This window comes from Nostoc sp. C96, from assembly GCF_059384975.1.
In genome coordinates, this window is record NZ_CM182020.1 from 5434369 (window position 1) to 5453149 (window position 18781).

13 protein-coding genes are annotated in these 18781 nt (G+C 40.2%); 5 read left to right on the top strand and 8 right to left on the bottom strand.

The genetic code is table 11. The annotated features are described in order from the left end of the window. Nucleotides 1–7: 7 nt before the first annotated feature. The 3 genes from AC504W_RS23275 to AC504W_RS23285 form a co-directional block, all read right to left on the bottom strand. Nucleotides 8–748: an ABC transporter ATP-binding protein gene (locus AC504W_RS23275; protein WP_494874574.1), complete on the bottom strand. Its 741-nt coding sequence runs from the start codon at nt 746–748 to the stop codon at nt 8–10. Further along, entirely contained in the window at nt 749–1555 is an 807-nt protein-coding gene (locus AC504W_RS23280) for an ABC transporter permease (protein ID WP_494874575.1), read from the bottom strand. It lies immediately after the preceding gene. A 992-nt stretch (nt 1556–2547) separates the two neighbouring features. After that, entirely contained in the window at nt 2548–3954 is a 1407-nt protein-coding gene (locus AC504W_RS23285; RefSeq protein ID WP_494874576.1) for a PPC domain-containing protein, read from the bottom strand. Nucleotides 3955–4294: 340 nt separating this feature from the next. On the opposite strand from AC504W_RS23285, the gene AC504W_RS23290 reads away from it, so the two are divergent. Further along, on the top strand, nt 4295–6310 hold the full coding sequence (locus AC504W_RS23290) for a protein kinase domain-containing protein (RefSeq protein WP_494874577.1): 2016 nt from the start codon (nt 4295–4297) through the stop codon (nt 6308–6310). A gap of 62 nt (nt 6311–6372) precedes the next feature. On the opposite strand, the gene AC504W_RS23295 is transcribed toward AC504W_RS23290, so the two are convergent. After that, nucleotides 6373–9018 (bottom strand): chloride channel protein, encoded by a 2646-nt coding sequence (locus tag AC504W_RS23295; protein ID WP_494878742.1) that lies wholly within the window; start codon nt 9016–9018, stop codon nt 6373–6375. A 250-nt stretch (nt 9019–9268) separates the two neighbouring features. Here AC504W_RS23295 and AC504W_RS23300 point away from each other — a divergent pair, with 250 nt between their 5' ends. Beyond that, the gene (locus AC504W_RS23300; protein WP_494874578.1) at nt 9269–9460 is read left to right on the top strand and encodes a hypothetical protein; all 192 of its coding nucleotides are present in this window, start codon (nt 9269–9271) and stop codon (nt 9458–9460) included. Beyond that, entirely contained in the window at nt 9453–9797 is a 345-nt protein-coding gene (locus AC504W_RS23305; protein ID WP_494874579.1) for a type II toxin-antitoxin system PemK/MazF family toxin, read from the top strand. Before AC504W_RS23300 ends, AC504W_RS23305 begins: the two co-directional genes overlap by 8 nt. Before the next feature lie 220 nt (nt 9798–10017). On the opposite strand, the gene AC504W_RS23310 is transcribed toward AC504W_RS23305, so the two are convergent. Further along, nucleotides 10018–11331 carry a TldD/PmbA family protein gene (locus AC504W_RS23310; protein ID WP_494874580.1) on the bottom strand — a complete coding sequence of 438 codons (1314 nt, stop codon included), beginning with the start codon at nt 11329–11331 and terminating at the stop codon, nt 10018–10020. A 288-nt stretch (nt 11332–11619) separates the two neighbouring features. After that, on the bottom strand, nt 11620–12483 hold the full coding sequence (locus tag AC504W_RS23315) for a Tab2/Atab2 family RNA-binding protein (RefSeq protein WP_494878744.1): 864 nt from the start codon (nt 12481–12483) through the stop codon (nt 11620–11622). Nucleotides 12484–12949: 466 nt separating this feature from the next. Between AC504W_RS23315 and AC504W_RS23320 the strand changes: the two genes are divergently transcribed. Then, nucleotides 12950–13318: a hypothetical protein gene (locus AC504W_RS23320; protein WP_494874581.1), complete on the top strand. Its 369-nt coding sequence runs from the start codon at nt 12950–12952 to the stop codon at nt 13316–13318. 472 nt (nt 13319–13790) lie between these two features. Here AC504W_RS23320 and AC504W_RS23325 read toward each other — a convergent pair. Further along, a protein-coding gene (locus AC504W_RS23325; protein WP_494873060.1) for an IS1 family transposase occupies nt 13791–14476 on the bottom strand; the annotation gives its coding sequence in 2 pieces (ribosomal slippage) (nt 13791–14137 and nt 14137–14476; 687 coding nt in all). 11 nt (nt 14477–14487) lie between these two features. Further along, nucleotides 14488–15135 carry a Uma2 family endonuclease gene (locus AC504W_RS23330; RefSeq protein WP_494874582.1) on the bottom strand — a complete coding sequence of 216 codons (648 nt, stop codon included), beginning with the start codon at nt 15133–15135 and terminating at the stop codon, nt 14488–14490. Between the two features lie 208 nt (nt 15136–15343). Here AC504W_RS23330 and AC504W_RS23335 point away from each other — a divergent pair, with 208 nt between their 5' ends. Then, nucleotides 15344–18730, top strand: a complete 3387-nt coding sequence (locus tag AC504W_RS23335; protein ID WP_494874583.1) for a tetratricopeptide repeat protein — start codon at nt 15344–15346, stop codon at nt 18728–18730. Nucleotides 18731–18781: the final 51 nt, after the last annotated feature.

The following is an 18781-nucleotide window of genomic DNA, read 5'->3' on the forward strand; positions in this document are numbered from 1 at the left end:
TGTGATTTCAAGAATTTTTTGTAGTTGTGAGGTATGTTTCAATTACGTGGTTAGCATCTCCTATTAATTTCACTTTTCCCTTATCCAACCAAATTACCTGTTCACATGACTGTCTGATAAAATCCAAATCATGAGAAACTAGCAAAACTGTAGCATCCGCAGCCCAAAACTTTTCAATTCGCCGCTTGCATTTATTCTTAAAACTTTCATCCCCAACAGATAGTACTTCATCAAGAATCAAAATATCTGGCTGTACATCGGTGGCGATCGCAAAACCTAATCGTGCTACCATACCGGATGATAATACTTTTACTGGTACTAAGGAATAATCTTCTAGTTCAGCAAACTCTAAAATTGCTGCTGCTTTCTTCATCATTTCTTGTCGTGAAAATCCCAGCATTACTCCATAAAAGATAGTGTTAGCCATCACGGAAATTTCTGGATCGAACCCTGCGCCTAACTCAATTAATGGCGCAATGTTTCCTTTCACTCGCACAACTCCCTGCTGTGGCTGCAAAATTCCACAGATTAGCTTCAAAAGTGTAGATTTTCCTGCTCCATTCGCCCCAATAATTCCTACTTTTTCTCCTGATTTCACTACTAAATCAATTCGATCTAGCACCAACTTTTTAGCAGGGTAACGATACTTTCCTTCTAAAAAAGACAAGATAGTTTTCTTCAAGTCATAAGAAAACTCTTCTTGCGTCCGTCGCCACAGAGAAACTTGATTTAGACGAATGACTTCCATCTACAGCAAATCCATAAATGAAGTTCGCAACCAGCGAAAGCAAGTTATTCCTAGAGCCAAAAAAATAATTCCACTTAAAAGTGAGTGTACAATCAAGTGAACTTCTGGCACTGCTCCTGATAAAGAAATTTGACGAATACTTTCAATCACTGGACACAAAGGATTCAGTACCAAAAATGTCTTTACTGTTGCTGGCACAATTACTACTGGATAAAATATAGGGCTACTTAACCAAAGTAGAGAAACAACCAATTCATAGAAATAAGGCAAATCTCTAAAAAATACAAACAAAGCACTCACTAGCAAGCTAATTCCAATACATACAAGCACCAGCGCTAGTAAGGGTAATAACAACAACAATACATTGACTAAGCTTTTGGAATTAATTAATGTCACTAATGCTAGTAAAGGAAAAACTCCGACTGCAAATTGAAAGATATTTGCGACAACCATTGATACCGGAAAAACACTCGTTGGCAAATTAATTTTGTTCAATAACGTCCCATTGTTCACTACACTCAATAAGGCTTGACCTGTAGATGCTGAGAAGAAGTTAATTACTACCAGTCCGGTGAATACTGCCAGCACATAGTTGAAAATAGAATTGCCATAATAAGAGGCGAAGGTCGTACCAAAAATTGCTGTATATGCTCCTGTCATTAGTAGTGGATTTAGCAGCGACCAATACACTCCTAAAAACGAGCCTCGGTAACGCATATTTAAATTCCTTGCTACTAATACTTGTAGCAATTCCCAGTAATGCTGCACTTGCGATCGCTGCAAACTTGCTTTTAATTGACAGAACATCTTGAAGCACCCACACCAAAAATAAAGCAGAAAAATAAACAGGAGTCAGAAAGTATAATGTATAATAATTTACTTACACGTAAAAGTTTTAATGAAGCAAATTTGCTAGTAATCTCAAGTTTTACAAGAGTAGCGATCGCACAGTAAAAAATTATGTTTGAAAACTGTCTATAAATCAATACATTTAAATATGTAGATATATTTCTCAATAAAACTCTTGAGAATAATTGATATTGCCTGATTATTTGGCTTGTCAAGATATATACATTCGCCAAAACTTGTAGAAGCTTAGGCTCTGCCTTCCCGCAGAGTAATACCGTTTTACTTTAAGTTTGATAAAAATAGACCACAGGGGAGCCAGCGTGTTGGGGAGACACTGCGTTGCGGAGGTTCCCTCCGTTGTAGCACGGCGGGTTTCCCGACTTGTAGCGACTGGCGTGGGCGGAGGAGAAATTATTCGTATCATTTATTTAGTGAAATGGTATAAGACAGTTCGCTTTTATCCCTCTTCTGTCACTCTCCGAAAAGCTTTATCATTTCTGAATTCTAGAGTTCTTATACAGTGGGCAATCGCCCAGTTTTTTCTGAATTAAAATTCCACAAGATGACCAAATGACTAAATTTTAACGACAAATACCTGAATCTATTGATGTAGCGTATGTTTAAAACTTTTTATTAATAGGAGAAACCGGAAAGTGACAGAAGAGGGTTATAGCAGTAGTCAGATATGTTAGGACAATTTGAAAGCTGGAATGCCAGGAATAATAAGACTTTTCCCACTGCCTCCTGCCTTCTGCTATATATACAGTTGGTCAAAACCCCCAACAAAAGACTAAAAACATTTTCCTGTGTTCTACCCCAATTGATGCGATGTCAGTCGCAGTACACCTTGTGTTGGCAGCCCAAGGACTACCAAAAATATCACAATGTTTATAGTGGCTAACTAAATTAACAGAAAAGGGATATTGTCAACCTTGATTTTGTAAACTTTTTTAAAACAAGGTTAATCGGTAATTACCGCGTTGGGTGGGATTACTAGAAGTCACAACTATATAATAAGTACCATCTTCAGGTAATCTAGCTCGGTCGATGAGGGTGCTATATTTACCATCGCGATCGCTATTAGCCGCAATCCTTTGTCCTTGAGAATTGAGTAAAACTATATAAGGTGAAAACTCTTCATTCACACTATCTACACGAATACTCACGAGTTGATTTTTTGTGCCTTGAAATTGTGTCACATTATAAGGTGTACCATTTTGTTTAAGGACTAAGTTTTGCTGACTCAGTTCTCCAGATTCATCTAAAATATAGCTGGCTCTATCATCTCGGATAGCAAGACTATAACGGCCTGTATCTCCAGGGTTTTGACTGGTGACTGCGATCGTATATGTACCCGCTACAGGTAATCGCGCAAATATAAAAGCATCTCTATCTGTTTCTCCACCGCCTCTTTTGAGGATGACGTTATTATTGGGGTCGAGGAGAAACATATAAGGACGTAAACTTAAGTTATTAGAACGTCGTTGATCTGCACTACCCAATAGCCGAATTTGAATCAGTTGGTTTTCTCTACCCTCAAATTGGTAGAAATGATATGGTCTACCTTGAGCTTGAAAATCTTTTTTATTTAAAATCCCGAAAGCAATATCGACAAAGTTGATTTTTTTATAAGCAGGTGTTCCAGAGGATGCAGCAGCTACACCTCTAGGTTTTTGGTTTCTGGTTCTACCTGAATTAGTGTTTGGTGTTTGTCTTCGTCCTGGAGTTGTAGGTGTAGAACGAGTTTGTGATGGTTGCGGTGTGGGATTAGTTTGTCTAGGAGTAGATCTAGTAGGCGCTGGTTGTGGTGAGTTGGTTTCTCTCGGTGTAGTTTGTCTAGGAGTAGATCTAGTAGGTGATGGTTGTGGTGAGTTGGTTTCTCTCGGTGTAGTTTGTCTTGGAGTAGATCTAGCAGGTGCTGGTTGTGGAGAGTTCGTTTCTCTCGGTGTAGAGTTTTCAGGTGCTGGTTGTGGAGAGTTCGTTTCTCTCGGTGTAGAGTTTTCAGGTGCTGGTTGCGGTGAGTTCGTTTCTCTCGGTGTAGAGTTTTCAGGCGCTGGTTGCGGAGTTGAATTAGTTTCTTGAGGTGGGACACGCGGTGGTAACGGTGAATCAATAGATTGATTAGGTTGTGGAGTTACAGGTGGTTCCGCAGCCGGAATTTGCTCAATACCTTGTTGTACTGCTTCTGGTTGGCGTTCATCGGGGGTTTTAGCAAGTTGGAATTGTCTAGGAAGTGTGGGGATTTCTAAAGCGCTGATGGGTAGGATATGACTGGCGATCGCTAAACTACTACTAATAGCAACAAGTAAATGCAATTTCAGCCGCAAGGGAGATTGCTGATTAAATTTTTCTGCCATAGTTCACTCCTCTTGATAATTCTCTGTGATTTTTTCTGCCTGTAGATAGATATTTTTATTGAATAAATAATGATGCTAAAAAATAACTAATATTTTTTTGCCACAGTTATTACTCAGCACTGCTTTTGTTATATGTGGAGAACATATAATTGAGACATTACAAATAATAAACAGTATTTAAAATAATACCAACAATCAATAAAATTACGGTAGTATGAATTTACAATCACTAATATAAGTGTATATTAATGAATTAGTTTCTAGGGAAATTCTAGCAACTTTATAGCGAAATAATACGTCATCAACTAACATATATACAAACAGATAATGGATTCCCAGTATGGTCTGCTGCTTGAATCCCGATTGCCCTGAGCCTTTAAATTCTGATGCAAACCAGTATTGTCAAAGTTGCAATACACCATTAGTAAGATTATTAAGAGGGCATTATCGTGTCATTAAAGTACTATCAGATGAAGGCGGATTTGGCAGAACCTATCTTGCGGAAGATGCAGATAAACTCAATGAATGGTGTGTAGTTAAACAATTCGCACCTAAAGTTCAAGAAGCTGGTGCTATCAAGAAAGCAATTAAATTATTTCAAGACGAAGCGCAACGATTGCAACATTTAGGAGAACATCCGCAAATACCTGCATTATTAGCTTATTTTGAGCAAGATAATTATTTATTTTTAGTCCAACAATTTATAGATGGACAAAATTTACTAGAGGAATTACGTCAAGGAGTAACTTATAACGAAACTCAAGTGATTAGAGTTTTACTCGATTTACTCCCTGTACTGAAATTTATTCACGATCGCGGCGTAATTCATCGAGATATTAAACCACAAAATATAATTCGTCGTCACAGTGATGGCAAATTAGTCCTAATTGATTTTGGTGCATCTAAGCAATTAACAGCCACAGTTCAGACTAAACTAGGTACAACCATCGGCTCACATGGTTATACTCCCATCGAACAAATGCAGGATGGCCAAGCTTTTCCAGCCAGTGATTTATATAGTTTAGGTGTCACTTGCTTTTATTTGCTGACGAGAAATGCACCATCAAAATTATGGATGCAGCAAGGCTATGGTTGGGTGAAATATTGGCGAAGATATCTACCAAGTACAGACAGAGGTAGGATAACCGTAGGCTCAAAGTTAGGTAAAGTTTTGGATAAACTCCTAACAACAGATATCCGCCAACGTTATCAAGTAGCAGATCAAGTCATCCAAGAATTGAAAAAACAATCTTTAGCATCTCTAACATCAACCAGCTTATTGACAGCAGCGCCAACTTTACTCACAGTTCCAGGAACTCATCAGCGGTTATTTGCACTCAAAATCAATGACAATTTGCAAAAATTATTGCTGGTTAATTTTGTCATTATACTTTTGGGGTTAGGCGGAATTGGGTATTTTCAATCATTTCCTAAGTTCAATACTACCGAAGTCTCAGAAAGTGCAGAGCAACCTAAAACTTTCAGGGGACATGCGAGTGATGTTAATTCTGTTGCTTTTGCACCCAATGGACAAATTTTGGCTAGTGGTAGCGATGATAAGACAATCAAACTGTGGAATCTAGCAACGGGAACAGAACTTCAAACCCTCAAAGGACACTTGAAATGGATTTGGGCGATCGCATTCCATCCTGATGGTAAAATTCTTGCCAGTGGTAGTGCAGATAAAACAATTAAACTGTGGAATTTAGCCACATTAGAAGAAATTCGCACACTCACAGGACATACTGAGGGAGTGGCGACTGTGGCTTTTAGTCCTGATGGCACAACCTTGGCTAGTGGTAGCTTAGATAAAACTATCAAACTCTGGAACCTGACAACTGGGAAACAAATTCGCACTTTTATGGGACATAGCCAAGCTGTTGCAACCATAGCCTTCAGTCCCGATGGTAAAACTCTCGCTAGTGGCAGTTGGGATAGAACAATTAAACTGTGGAATGTAGCAACTGGTAAACAAATTCGCACTCTCGAAGGTCATTCGGAATTAGTACTTTCTCTAGCCTTCAGTCCCGATGGTAAAACTCTGGCTAGTGGTAGTAAAGATAAAACTATTAAACTCTGGGATTTAGCTACAGGCGAGACAATTCGCACTCTGAAACAGCATTCTGATAAAGTAAATTCTGTCGCTTATAGAGAAACTGCCAACGGTATTATTTTGGCAAGTGGTAGTAGTGATAATACAATTAAATTGTGGAATCCAAGCACTGGCAAGGAAATTCGCACATTAAAACGTGATTCTGGCTATATTTATTCTGTCGCTATTAGTGCAGATGGTCAAGCGATCGCTAGTGGTGGTAGTGCGGAGAATATTATTAAAATTTGGCAAATATCACAGTGATGCAGAATTAACTGTTGGTCTTTTTGCTGTATCTCTGCTTTTATAGCGTGTTCTTTATCTTTTTAATTATTAATTGCACTGCGGACTAATATGACTGTACTTTCTACACCAGAGGCGATCGCTTCGGGAATATTACCTTGAATGGCTTGTTGCAATAATCCTTCGCGGGTAGCACCTAAAATTACAACATCAAAGCCTTGTTTTTTGACTAAGTTAATCACACCCTCAGAAACGGAATCAGCTTGTACTGGCGTAGCCACAAATACACTTCTGGATAATTGACGGTGACGCATCAGTTGATGGATGGCTTGGTCTAAAACCTGCATATCCGGTTGCAAATCAGATGGTTTGAATACTTGCGTTAAGTGAATTTCTGGATCATTCCCCAAGGTCAATAATGCAGGTAACAATTTCATGGCGAATTTAGCATTAGGGCCGCCAGCGGTTGGTATTAACCAGCGGTTGAATTGGCGAGTAAAAGTAATTTCTGACAATTGACTCTTGACAATTGACTCTTGACTATTACTCAGTTTTACTAGGAGGACTTCACAGGTGGCTTGACGAATAATAGTATCAACAACGTTGCCAAAAATTCGCCCTGGGGTAGAAGTATTTCCTTTCCAGCCCATTAAAATCATGTCGATGTGACGTTCTTTGATAGTTTCTAAGATAGCTTGGGCGGGGTCATGGGCGACACGAATTTGTGTATGTAAGGGAATGCGCCACTTTTTAGCTAAAACTTCGGCTTGTCGCAATAAGCGCCGACTTTTGGCAGTTCTGACTGGGGTTTCACATGGGGAACTGTGACGCGATACTAACATTATTTGGACGCACTCTATTTCATAGTGGCGATCGCGGGCAATAGCTGCGGCCATTTGCAATAAAGTCGCCACAGTTTCCGGGTTAGCTATTGGTACTAATAATCGACCTCTGCCAATACTGGGCGATCGCGTTTGGTAAACTATGTATGAAGGTTCTGCTTGTGGTGTTGGGGTAACATTTACCCCATTGAGATGGTCAGCTTCGGCGCGAATAATGTCTGCACGGGTAATAATTCCAATTAATTTTCGCCTATCGATGACTGGCAAACGGCTGATTTGATAGCGGTCAAGTAAATACAGTACATTACTTAGGTTATGTAAGGGTGTGACCGTTATCGGTGCAGGGTTCATAATTTCTTTGAGCAGAGTATCATTTGGCAAGTTGCGATTAGGTGTTTTGGTCAAATCTGATTGGGTAACAATTCCCACCAACTTGCTATTTTTGACTACGGGGAAACCCCGATGATGAGAACTAGAAAAAGCTTGTTTTGTTTCTTCTAAAGTCATATCTGCATCTAGAGTTTCTACCTGCTGTTGCATCACATCTCTAGCAGTTAATGTTGTTAAGATAGCTTCTGCGGAGGCAACTTTTGTGAGGGTAATGCCTTTTAATTGCAAGAGTGTATCATAAAGCGAACCTGGCATGACTTTATCTGCAACTAGGTAAGCTACTACAGCCACAATCATTAAAGGTAAAACCAAATTGAAATCGGTTGTCATTTCAAAGACAATCACAATTGCGGTGATGGGAACTTTAGAAACAGCACTAAAAAATCCCCCCATTCCTGCTAAAGCATAGGTAGGTAGAGAACCTATACCCAATAAATGAGCTTCCCAAACACCAACAACGTGTCCTAAGCAAGAACCTAAAATCAGACTAGGTGCAAATAATCCGCCAGGCGCACCAGAACCAAAGGCGATTAACGTGAGAATAAATTGAGCAATAAATGCGATCGCCGCTAATGAAGCGCTAGATTCACTAGTGATGATATACTCCCTTAAACCAGTATTATTCCGAAAATATTCTGGGAGAAGTGCTACTACTATTCCGGAAATAAATCCAGCTAAAGCCACTTTTAATGGCAAACTTATATGTAATCTTTGATAAAATTTGATACTAAAAACTAAACCATAATTAAATAACGCAGCTAGTAAACCTGCCAAGATTCCCAACACTAAGAAAAAGGGAAGTTCTGGCAGAGAAAACTGACTTGAAGAATGAATCATTTGCAGATTTAATTGCAGACTGCGACCACCTAAAAGTCTTGAGACTACGCCGCCAATAAATGAAGCGATGATGGCGGTTCCTAAAGTTATGCCAGATAAATCTTGCAGTAATTCTTCGACTATAAATATTACACCAGCCAGGGGCGCATTAAAGGCAGCTGCTAAACCTGCACCTGCACCTGCTGCAATCATCTGTCGCCGATGATCTGGGGAAGTTGGCACAAAGCGACTCATTCCTGCGGCTAAACTTGCGCCGACTTGCACAGTAGGGCCTTGTCTGCCTAAAGTTATGCCTGAACCAATCACAATCATGGCACTGAGTAACTTGACAGCTGCCACACGCCAAGATAATTTGATTGGCACATTGGCTAGGTTAGCTTTGACTTGCGGAATACCACTACCAGAAGCTTCTGGTGCAAACCTTTGTACCAACCAACCAGCCAGATAGCCAAAAACTAACCCAACCACTGGTAAAGCTAACCATGCAGGGAAAATATGGGAGGTATGTACGCGCCATGCTCCCAACCATCCTGATCCAACTTTTAACAATACCGCAGATAAAGCCGCTACAATCCCAATAATAGAAGCTTCAGCGATCGCTAAACCTTTTCTTGGCTGCCACAAATGACGCAAGCGCTGACTCAGAACAGGAAGCGACATCATATAAAATTGAGGTTTTATTTATGATTTCTGTTCATAGTTATACCTTGAAATAAGAGATAGAGATTAGCAGCTAGGCAAGATGGTTCAGTTTTATGGGGCGGTTCCGTCTTGAGGAAAACACAAGTGATTATAGCAACGCAAGTGGCTAGAGACTTAGAAAAGTCAGACAGTAAATTATTACAAATAGCGATAGCTGAGATCCCCATTCAGCTTGTGTTATGCTATCAGCAGGTATAAGTAAACAGCCATGACTGCTTTAGTACAAGAACTTCTAGATACCTTCGACCGCTTAACAGACTCAGAACGGTTGGATTTGTTATCAGAGATTCTGAAGCGGATGGTTTACCTAGATTTTCCACCCTTGTCTGATGAAGATTTAGTTCTGAACGCTGAGGAACTTTTTCTCGAACTGGATGAACAGGAAGCCATGTATGAGTAGCCCTGAACGTGGTGAAGTTTGGCTAGTTGATCTGGGTTATGTAGCGAAAGTCAGACCATGTTTGGTAATCAGTATTCCTGCTCTCAATCAAGATCGTGCATTAGCAACTCTAATTCCACATACAACAAGTCTACGCGGTTCAAGGTTTGAGGTGCAAATCAAAATTAAGTTCCTTCGAGAAGGAGCCTTTGACGTACAAAACGTAATCACAATTCCTCATACAAAACTTTTACGCAAATTGGGTAGTTTGACATCTGAGCAAATGGTAGAAGTTGAGGATGTGCTGGCTTTCTGGTTAGGGTTTGAAGAAACGGATCCTAAAGAACAAGAAGAGTAATCAATGTATTGGCTGTGACGTGAGCAATGCGGTAGCATAACGATCATGATTTTGAGACGATTGCTCAAGTGCGATTGCTCCAAAACTTCCGCTTTCAACCTTAAATCTCTCCCGTAATGCACTGACGGGGTGATTTAGTGAGTGCAAAACGCCCGGATTTGGCTTTTAAAGTTGGTTCATCTCAATGAAACAAATCACTAGCAACAGCATCAATACCCGTTTAATGATTTCTGCTGGTGGTAGATAGTCCTTCAACTATTAAAGATGGGGTATAACAAGAACCATTCCAATCCGCATCATTACCCAACTCTACAACGTGTTTTAAGGCTGTGTAAACATTACCTGCAACCATCGTGTCTTTTACACGGCCAATGACTTGGCCATTTTTCACCCGGTAGCCTAAATCAATGTTGATGGAAAAGTCTCCCGAAATACCACCGCTACCACCTAACATTTGATCTACGATTAAGCCGTTATCTAATTGCCGAATTAAATCTCGTAGTGGTGCAGCACCAGGCTGAATTAAGAAATTAAATAAACCAGGAGTGGGATAGCTACCTAAACCAGGGCGAAAACCATTACCAGTAGAGCCGACACCTAGTTGATAGCCTGTAGTGCGATCGCCATAAAAATGCTGTAATATGCCATCTTTGACAAATACTAAAGCCGTTGTAGGCGTTCCTTCATCATCAAAAGGGCAACTATAAGGGCCAGCTTCCGGGTCTTGATAAAATGTCAAATTAGGAGCAACGACTTGTTGATTCATCCGTTCTCCCCAAGGCGAAGCTGCTTCTAACACACGTTTACCATTTAAAGCTGCTTGGGCAGTTCCCCACAGCATATCAGCTGCTTTAGAAGTAAATAAAACGGGTATGCGACCGTTAGGCGGCGCAACATTTTCTTTCGCCCAGACTAACCTTTGTAAAATTTGATAAGCTAACTTTTCTGGGTCTAGAGTATTGCGTTGAGTTTGACCATCAGAAACACTCAAAAAATCATCACCCCTGACCCATTCGGCTGACATATAACAACTCAGGGTAGTATCAGTGTAGTAACAATCTAGACCTTGACTATTCACAAGTCTAGTAGTTTCCACATCACATTCCCAGTCACTGTTGCATAGCACATCTGGGTAAGTATCGCGGATAATGGCGATCGCTTCTTTACCCCAGTTGACTAAAACTTCTATGGGTACACTTTCCCCCAAGTCTGGGTAATCTGGCTTAGAGTTACTCACCAACTCGATTGTTTCTGGCGGATTTAGTTCACTCAAAGCTAAAGCCCGTTCCACCATCGCCTGGGGTGAAACATTACCATAAGCAACAGTTAGTCCTGGACAACCATTGCGCCATAACCGTAGCGTTGTACCTTCCGATTGACTGGTTTCTAGTTGTTTAAGGCGGTTAGCCTCAAAAAAAACCGGACGAGAAAGCGATCGCGACTGATACACCTCAGCGGCTTCGGCTCCCGATTTAATGGCTAGTTCCAGCAGCTGTTCTGCTAGTGTATCGTGTGAGAAATTTTCAGAACCCATGACCCTTGGTGAATTGTGGATTTCGGATTTTGAACTGCAAGCAAACGCAGATAATTATCCCAAATCATTGGAGCCTATCCGCGCAAATCAGCAATTTGCTTTTGACAACGGAGAGTGACGCAGATAATTATCCCAAATCATGGACATCTATCAGCGTTCCATCAATGCAGAGAATTCCCCAAAAATCATCAGTATGTATAAGTCTGTACCTAGAAAATGGCAGGGTGCAGGGTGCAGGGTGCAGAGGAGAGAGTATTTGCTCCTTGCACCTTGTCTCTCTTACCTGTTTTACGGCAAAGTCACCTCTTGCAACAACCAAAACCCCGCAAAAGATTCTGCTTGGGGACTTGACTGTACACCAATAAAATGTACTCCATTGGCTTTTTGTTTAGCTTCAGCAAAACCTTTAGCTTCGACTAAAAGTTGGGGATTTTTGATATTTGCCACAATCCAACTTTCTGTAGCACCAGTCTCCAGAATTAACCTTGTACCAACACTCTGATCAACTCTTAAAAAAGCTAACTCTAAACCAGACATCCAACCAGCTAAAGGTAAAGCCCTGGGTGAGAAAATCAAAACTCCCGGAATGCGAGTCTCTGGCGACAATTGCGCCATTTCTAAAGGAAAAGCTTCACCAAAGCCAATATCCCACTCTGGCATTTCTGCCAATTCCCCTGCTGATAAGCTGACAAACACCCATTGCTGTCCTTCTAACGCATCAGGTAAACGCTGAGGTAAAGGACTGTCTAAACGCACAGAAGGGTTAGTTCCGCCTTGATAACCCGGTTCTTGAGGATAAACTTCCTCCATCCGCTGTTGTAGCCATTGGTTCAGCAACAAAGTGCGGCGACTAGGTTGAGCCGGAATTCCCAAATCTTGGCAAGCCTTAGTAATCATATTGTTCATTTGGCGACGGAAAAAGCGAATTTTAATGGGCGCTTCTCCGGCTTTGTTAATGGCTTCCTGCAACGCCGTCCGCAACCAGCCCGAATTGACTTGGGTGCTAGGACAATATTGAGCATAGCGAAATAACGAATCTGTTTGCGCTCGAATATCCAACGGACTTTCGCAGACTACAACTTCCCAAACTTTTTTTTGATTTTCATCCAAAATTGGACGAGAGTAAAAATCGATTTCCCAAATACTGCCCATGTTATGCCGTGAAAATCTGGCGACTTTATATTTTGCGGATATCTTGATCATACGAGGCTTAGGGCAGCAGGGGAACCAGCATTAATTACAAAGGGGTGTGAAGGAGTAAGGGTGTATGGTTGTAAAGGTTTTGAAATTTAAATTAGATTTTGGACTCGTAAATCAGATTTCTGACTCACAAATTAGATTTCTGATTCGTAAATCAAATTTGTGACTCGTAAATTAGATTTTTGATTCGCAAATCAGATTTGTGACTCACAAATTAGATTTCTGGTTCATATATTAACTTCCTGAGTCATATACCCAACTTTTTATCCAAAATTCAGCAAAATTACTCGCATTTACTCAGCTTACTCATGCCAATGCAGTCTAAGTTCTGTAGCTTTACTCAAGCTAGTAAACCTATTTGTTGCGTACATTAATGTTATCTAAAAAACTCCGTGTAGATTCTCAACAGGAAAACTTTATGGCGCAACGGAAACGCAATTCCATCGCACTTACCAAAGCTGAACGGCGGATTGAAGGAATACAAGCAATTAACCCTGAGTTAGACTTTGGCAATGGGTGTTCAATCGTTACTTACAACACGAAAATTTATGACGTAAGAGAGAAGTTAGCCGCCTATAATCAAGCCCGAATAATGGTAGAAAAAGCGCAGAATGCTTTATTAGAATCAGAACGTGGCTTAAATGACTTTTCAGAACAAATGCTGGTGAGTGTTGCATCTCGCTTTGGCAAAGATAGTTATGAGTATGGTATGGCTGGCGGAACGCGCAAATCAAACCGCAAAAAACCACGCTCGACGGTAAAGCAAAAGATAAAACCTGTGGCGTAATTTAGTTTGTATCAACATCAGCAGCATTGTTTTATGGTTGTAACGTGCGTTGTCGCAAAATGCAACACGCTATTAAGATTAACGTGAATTTGATAAACCTCTCCCAACCCCTCTGTCTTGAAAGGTTTTGCGCCGGGAAACCTGAACGCGCAACGCCAGTTGCTTTATGCTGGGGAACCCGTCCAACGCACTGGCTCAACTTTTCGCTCCGACGCGGAGAAGGGCTTTAAATTCCCCCCCTTCCCTACAAGGGAAGGGGGTTAGGGGGTTAGGTTTGAGATAAAGTTGCACACGGCGTTTATTAGAGTAAAAACAGTAATTACCAACTATTTCTGAAGTGCCTGTTGAAAAGTTTTAATAGCATCAACATGATTTGCCATATTAATGCAGCGTAACAGTAAATCTAAATCTATGCCTTTAACTTCTTCACTACTAGAAATTCTGGCGTTGCTGAATGAAGGGATGAATCGATTTATGTAGGTACAGTTTGATACTTCAAATAATGAAGTAATAATTTAACCGAGTATCTCAGCATTTCTTCTGTCTTGGAATAGCATAAAGTTTTTCGGTGAAGGCGTGCTAAATAATGTCTAAGCCTAGTGTTTTCATTTTCAACTCGTGTCATATATGTTTTACTGACAATTTGGTCTCCATCTGGAATAAAGCTTGGGTAAACTTTCCAGCCATCTGTCACATAAAAATAGCTTTTCCATTGTTTAGCAATTTTCCACAATGGCTCAAAAGTTTCGGCACTATGGTCTCCCAAAACCCAGGCTAAAATACCTTGAGTAAAGTGATTTACTGCTGTCCATAACCAAATTTTGTTTTTTTTGAACCAACAAATGTCTCTAATTCATCAAGTTCTCCAACTTCTGGAATTACATCTTCTTTCGGTACGTCCGGAAGTTTCTCTCCCAATTGTTTGACCCAATAAATAATAGTAGTATGATGTACTCCTTTGACTCGTTCAATCCCACGAAAACCCATACCGTTAAGGTACATTTTTAAGCATTCTTGTTTCAATTCCTCAGAATATCCTTTTGGTGGCTCGTACAAATCAATAAATTGGCGAGCGCATGATACGCAAATGTGATTTTGTTTACTTCTTCGCTTTCCGTTCTTACGAATTTTCGTAGATCCGCAGTATGGACATTGCACAGTAGATACCCTCAAGTCATCCCTCTATTATGCAACGCCGAAATTCTTTCATATTGAAACGTATTGCCATCTTGCCGCAGATGATAAACTTCTAACACCCCATCTTCCCAAAACCAAACCTCTGGAATTAACAGGCGCTTATAAGCTTCCAGTTTATTAATTCCGCCACTAGTAAACACCACCTCAATCGCTAAATCAGGACGCACTCGACTAGGTGCAAGTTTATAAGATTCATCAGCCTCTCGCTTCACAGCACCCGATTCACTTTCTAAAGTCATTGAGCCAGTTGGTGTAAAGTCAAATCCTGCCATGAGCAGATAAAGTTCTAACAATGCAGCAATTCTTTTCTTAACGGTTTCGTGTGCTTCTCCTGGCATTTTGCGAATCTCCAAAACTCCATCCAGAAAAGACAGCCGATATCCTGGACGGTCTAATAACTGTTCAACTGCTTTGAATTCTCTCCAAGTCATTCCCTCAAACAACAGGGGTGATTCTTTTATAGGTTTAGCGGCTGCTAGGGTCATAATATTCTCCAGTCTGTTTCCAAATGAGAAATCATCAGCTTTGGAGGGCAGTTTACTGATTTTAACTTTTTCGAGAAGATGGCGATCGCCGTTAATCCCTAATCCTGTGGTAATTTGTGCTGAGGATTGCAACACTCTTGTAGAGTAATTGTATTTTTTTATAAGCTAGATTTTTGCGCCTTTGCAACAAATTTATCGATTAGTTCAAATTAAGCAATTTAACAGAGGCTTTCTGTATAAAAAATAAAATAATGAGTACTAATCAGAAAAACAATAGATAATCATCCCAGATTAGGATGATTATAAGAAAAATTTTTAATAGCCAAGCATTTAGAGAAGACTTATGGAATGGCTGGTAATTTGGGGTGTACAACAGTTTGCTGGGTTTGCTTTTCGAGAAATATTAGAGAATATAGGAAATGTATTAGGCAATCTCACAAAGGAAGCGGGAAAGGATTTCGTTAAGGACTTTTTTAAGGATTCGCTCAAGTCAGGAATTAACAAATTCAAAAAGGATGCTCTAGCAGAGGCAATGGGTAAAGCAATCGCCCAATTTCTTTACCTAGTACAGCAAGAATTAGAAGCATCGGGGATTAGAAAAGTAGATATTAAACTGTATGCCCCAGCACTCCAAAAGTTTATTTACAATAAGTCAGTCAAAGCTTGGCTGGCAAAAGCATTTGAACCAGGATGTCAGTTTTTGGATGGTAGGTTGTTGCAGGATGTTTGGGCTGAGATGAAATTGAAACAACTGCCTGAAGATTTTAGTTGGGGGAAGCTTGGTAGAGTTTATTTAAATCGTGTTGAAGACATCATTGGTGAATCACAGGAATTAAAAGATTTATTTAGTGCCAAGCAACTGACGGATATTAAAGATAATACTCAGCAACTTCTAGGCATCGTACCAGACTTTGATTTAGAAAGATACCGTGAGAGCATTCGTGAATCTTATGGCTACCTGAAACTGAATGCGATCGACCCAACAGATCGACAATATCGCGTCAGGCTTTGGAACGTTTTTGTACCTCAAAACGTGCGAGAAGCTTTACCACCTTCGCGCTATGAGTTGCCCAAACAAATACAGAGGGAACTTCAAGAGGCAGGCTTGCTGGAAGCGGGGGTATCTTTGGAGGAGTTGGAACGCTACAAGCAAATCTTTTTAGGCAAACCCGTGCAATCGGTTTTGGATATATTGCGCGATTCGGATTGTCCCTATGTGGTTATTCTCGGCGATCCGGGGTCGGGCAAATCGTCACTACTACAATATCTAGCATTAGATTGGGCAGAAAGTCCAACTCCAGAACTACCCTTACTGATTGAACTGCGCGATTATGCTAGGGACGAAAACACCCCGAAGGATTTTCTCGGATTTTTTCATCAGGGAAAGCGCAAAATCTGTGAGTTGAATGAATTAGCACTCGACCAGCAATTACGTTCGGGAAAAGCGCTGGTTATGTTTGATGGTTTAGACGAAATTTTCGATCCAGAAATTAGAAATCGAATTATTACCGAAATTCACAATTTTACAAACAAGTATAAGCAAGTGCGCGTCATTGTAACGTCGCGTATTGTGGGATATAACTCCGAACGTTTGACAGATGCACAATTTCGGCATTTTACACTAGAAGATTTAGACGAAAAGCAGATTCGTGATTTTCTCAAGAAGTGGCACAAATTAGCATTAATTGATGAATCCGAGCGAGAACGTTCTGAGATTCAAAAACGCTTGCAGGATGCCATCAAAGAATCTGCTGCAATAAAAGAATTGGCGGGTAATCCTCTGTTGTTGACAATGATGGCAATTCTCAATCGCAGGCAAGAATTACCACGCAAACGCGCTGATCTCTATGAAGAAGCAGCTAAAGTATTACTGCATCAGTGGGATATTGAATACAAGAAAATACAGTTAACCCTTGATGATGTGGATTTGCGTGCCAAGCAAGCTATGTTATGCCAAGTTGCCTATTATATGCAAGCCAGCAAACAGGGCTTAAAAGGTAATATCATTCATCGAGATGAATTGGAAGCAGCTCTTGCAGGGTATCTCAGGTTACGTGAAGTAAATAATCCTCTGATAGTCGCGGGAAAAATTATTGACCAGTTCCGTATCCGTAATTTCATTCTTTGTCATTTGGGTAACGAATATTATGCCTTTGTACATCGCACATTTCTGGAATATTTTTGTGCAATGGAGTTTGTCAACCGTTTCAACAAGCGAGGCTTAGATGAAGGCATAACAATTGAACAGCTACAAACAGAAGTCTTTGGTCAACACTGGCAAGATAAATCTTGGCATGAAGTCTTGCGATTAATTGTTGGAAAAATCGATTCTGAGTTTGTTGGAGCCATAATTGAATTCTTGGTAGATATTAAGAAAAATCAACAGGAAAAAGAAGACATATCTCATTTATTACTGGCAGCAGATTGTCTCTCAGAAGTGAGTAGTAAAAATAAAATTTTCCAAGCCTCGGCAAAACTTCTGAACACATTACAAGAAGCACTATTAACTTCTAAAGATAAAGAAATAATTGTGAGGAAGATAGTTTCTTATTGGAAAGATAATTCTGATGCTATGGCATGGTTAGAAGAACATGCGCTCAATCATAAGAAGCAATCTGTGAGACAGGCAATTGCCAAAGGAATAGCAGCAGTTGAGTTTCCCTATTTAGACTTTACAGGCCTTACAGACTTAGGAGATGTTTATTACTACCAAAATCGATACGAAGAGGCGATCGCAGCTTATCTTCGAGGTGTTGAGCTAACTTTTGTTATGAAGATGGGAGTTGCTAGTGCATACCAAAATCTTAAGAAATTTGATAAAGCGATCGCTTATTGCAATCAGTGGCTCGAGGAAGAGCCTGAAAATCTATTTGCTTACAGTGCATTGGGAAGTGTGTACAGTGATGCAGGTCGTTATAATGATGCAATTTCTACTTTTAACCAAGCGCTTAAAAAAACAACGGGTAAAGACTGGATAGCTAACTTTATTCTTGATAGATTAGCCTATACCTACTCTAATTTGGGACAGCATGAAGAAGCGATTTTAACTTATAAGCGTGCGATTAATACTATCGATAGCAAACACCAACTCAATTCCTCTACTTATAGTAATTTGGGTATGACACATCATGACTTAGGGCAATATGATGAAGCATTTTCTGCTTTCAATCAGGCGCTTGAAATCGACTCCAAAAACTCTAGAGTATATAACGATTTAGGATATCTGTATCGTGACCTGGAACGCTGGAAAGAAGCCATAGAAGCATTTCATTATGCAATTGAACTTAATCCCCAAAGATTCCAGAATTACAAAAACCTGGGAATACTGTGTTTGGTACAAGGAAATTTAGCCCAAGCTGAACAAGAATTCACAACCGCCCTCCAACTCAACCCACTGTATGGAAATGGAGTATTAAGTATGGGACTACTCCAAGCCGTGCGAGGAAATTTGCAAGAAGCTAGAGCAACTTGGAAGAAAGGTTTAGAGCTTTACGGAGAACACGCCCAACATGAAAGACTCTTTCGCACGCTCTATGTCATAGCAATCGGACATACCGAGCAAGGTATTGCCAATCTGCAACAAATCTTGACGCAGGAAAAGCCTCCTGTTGGTTTACTGCATCAAATTATCGAAACTGCTCGAATTTTACAAAAATGTCCTGAATTTATAGCAGGTATCGATACTGCTGTTGCATTGCTAGATTATGGGATGCAACAAAGTCTGACTTAAAAGATACGATATAAATTCTGCAAAACCTTGGAAAAAATCACTCACATATAT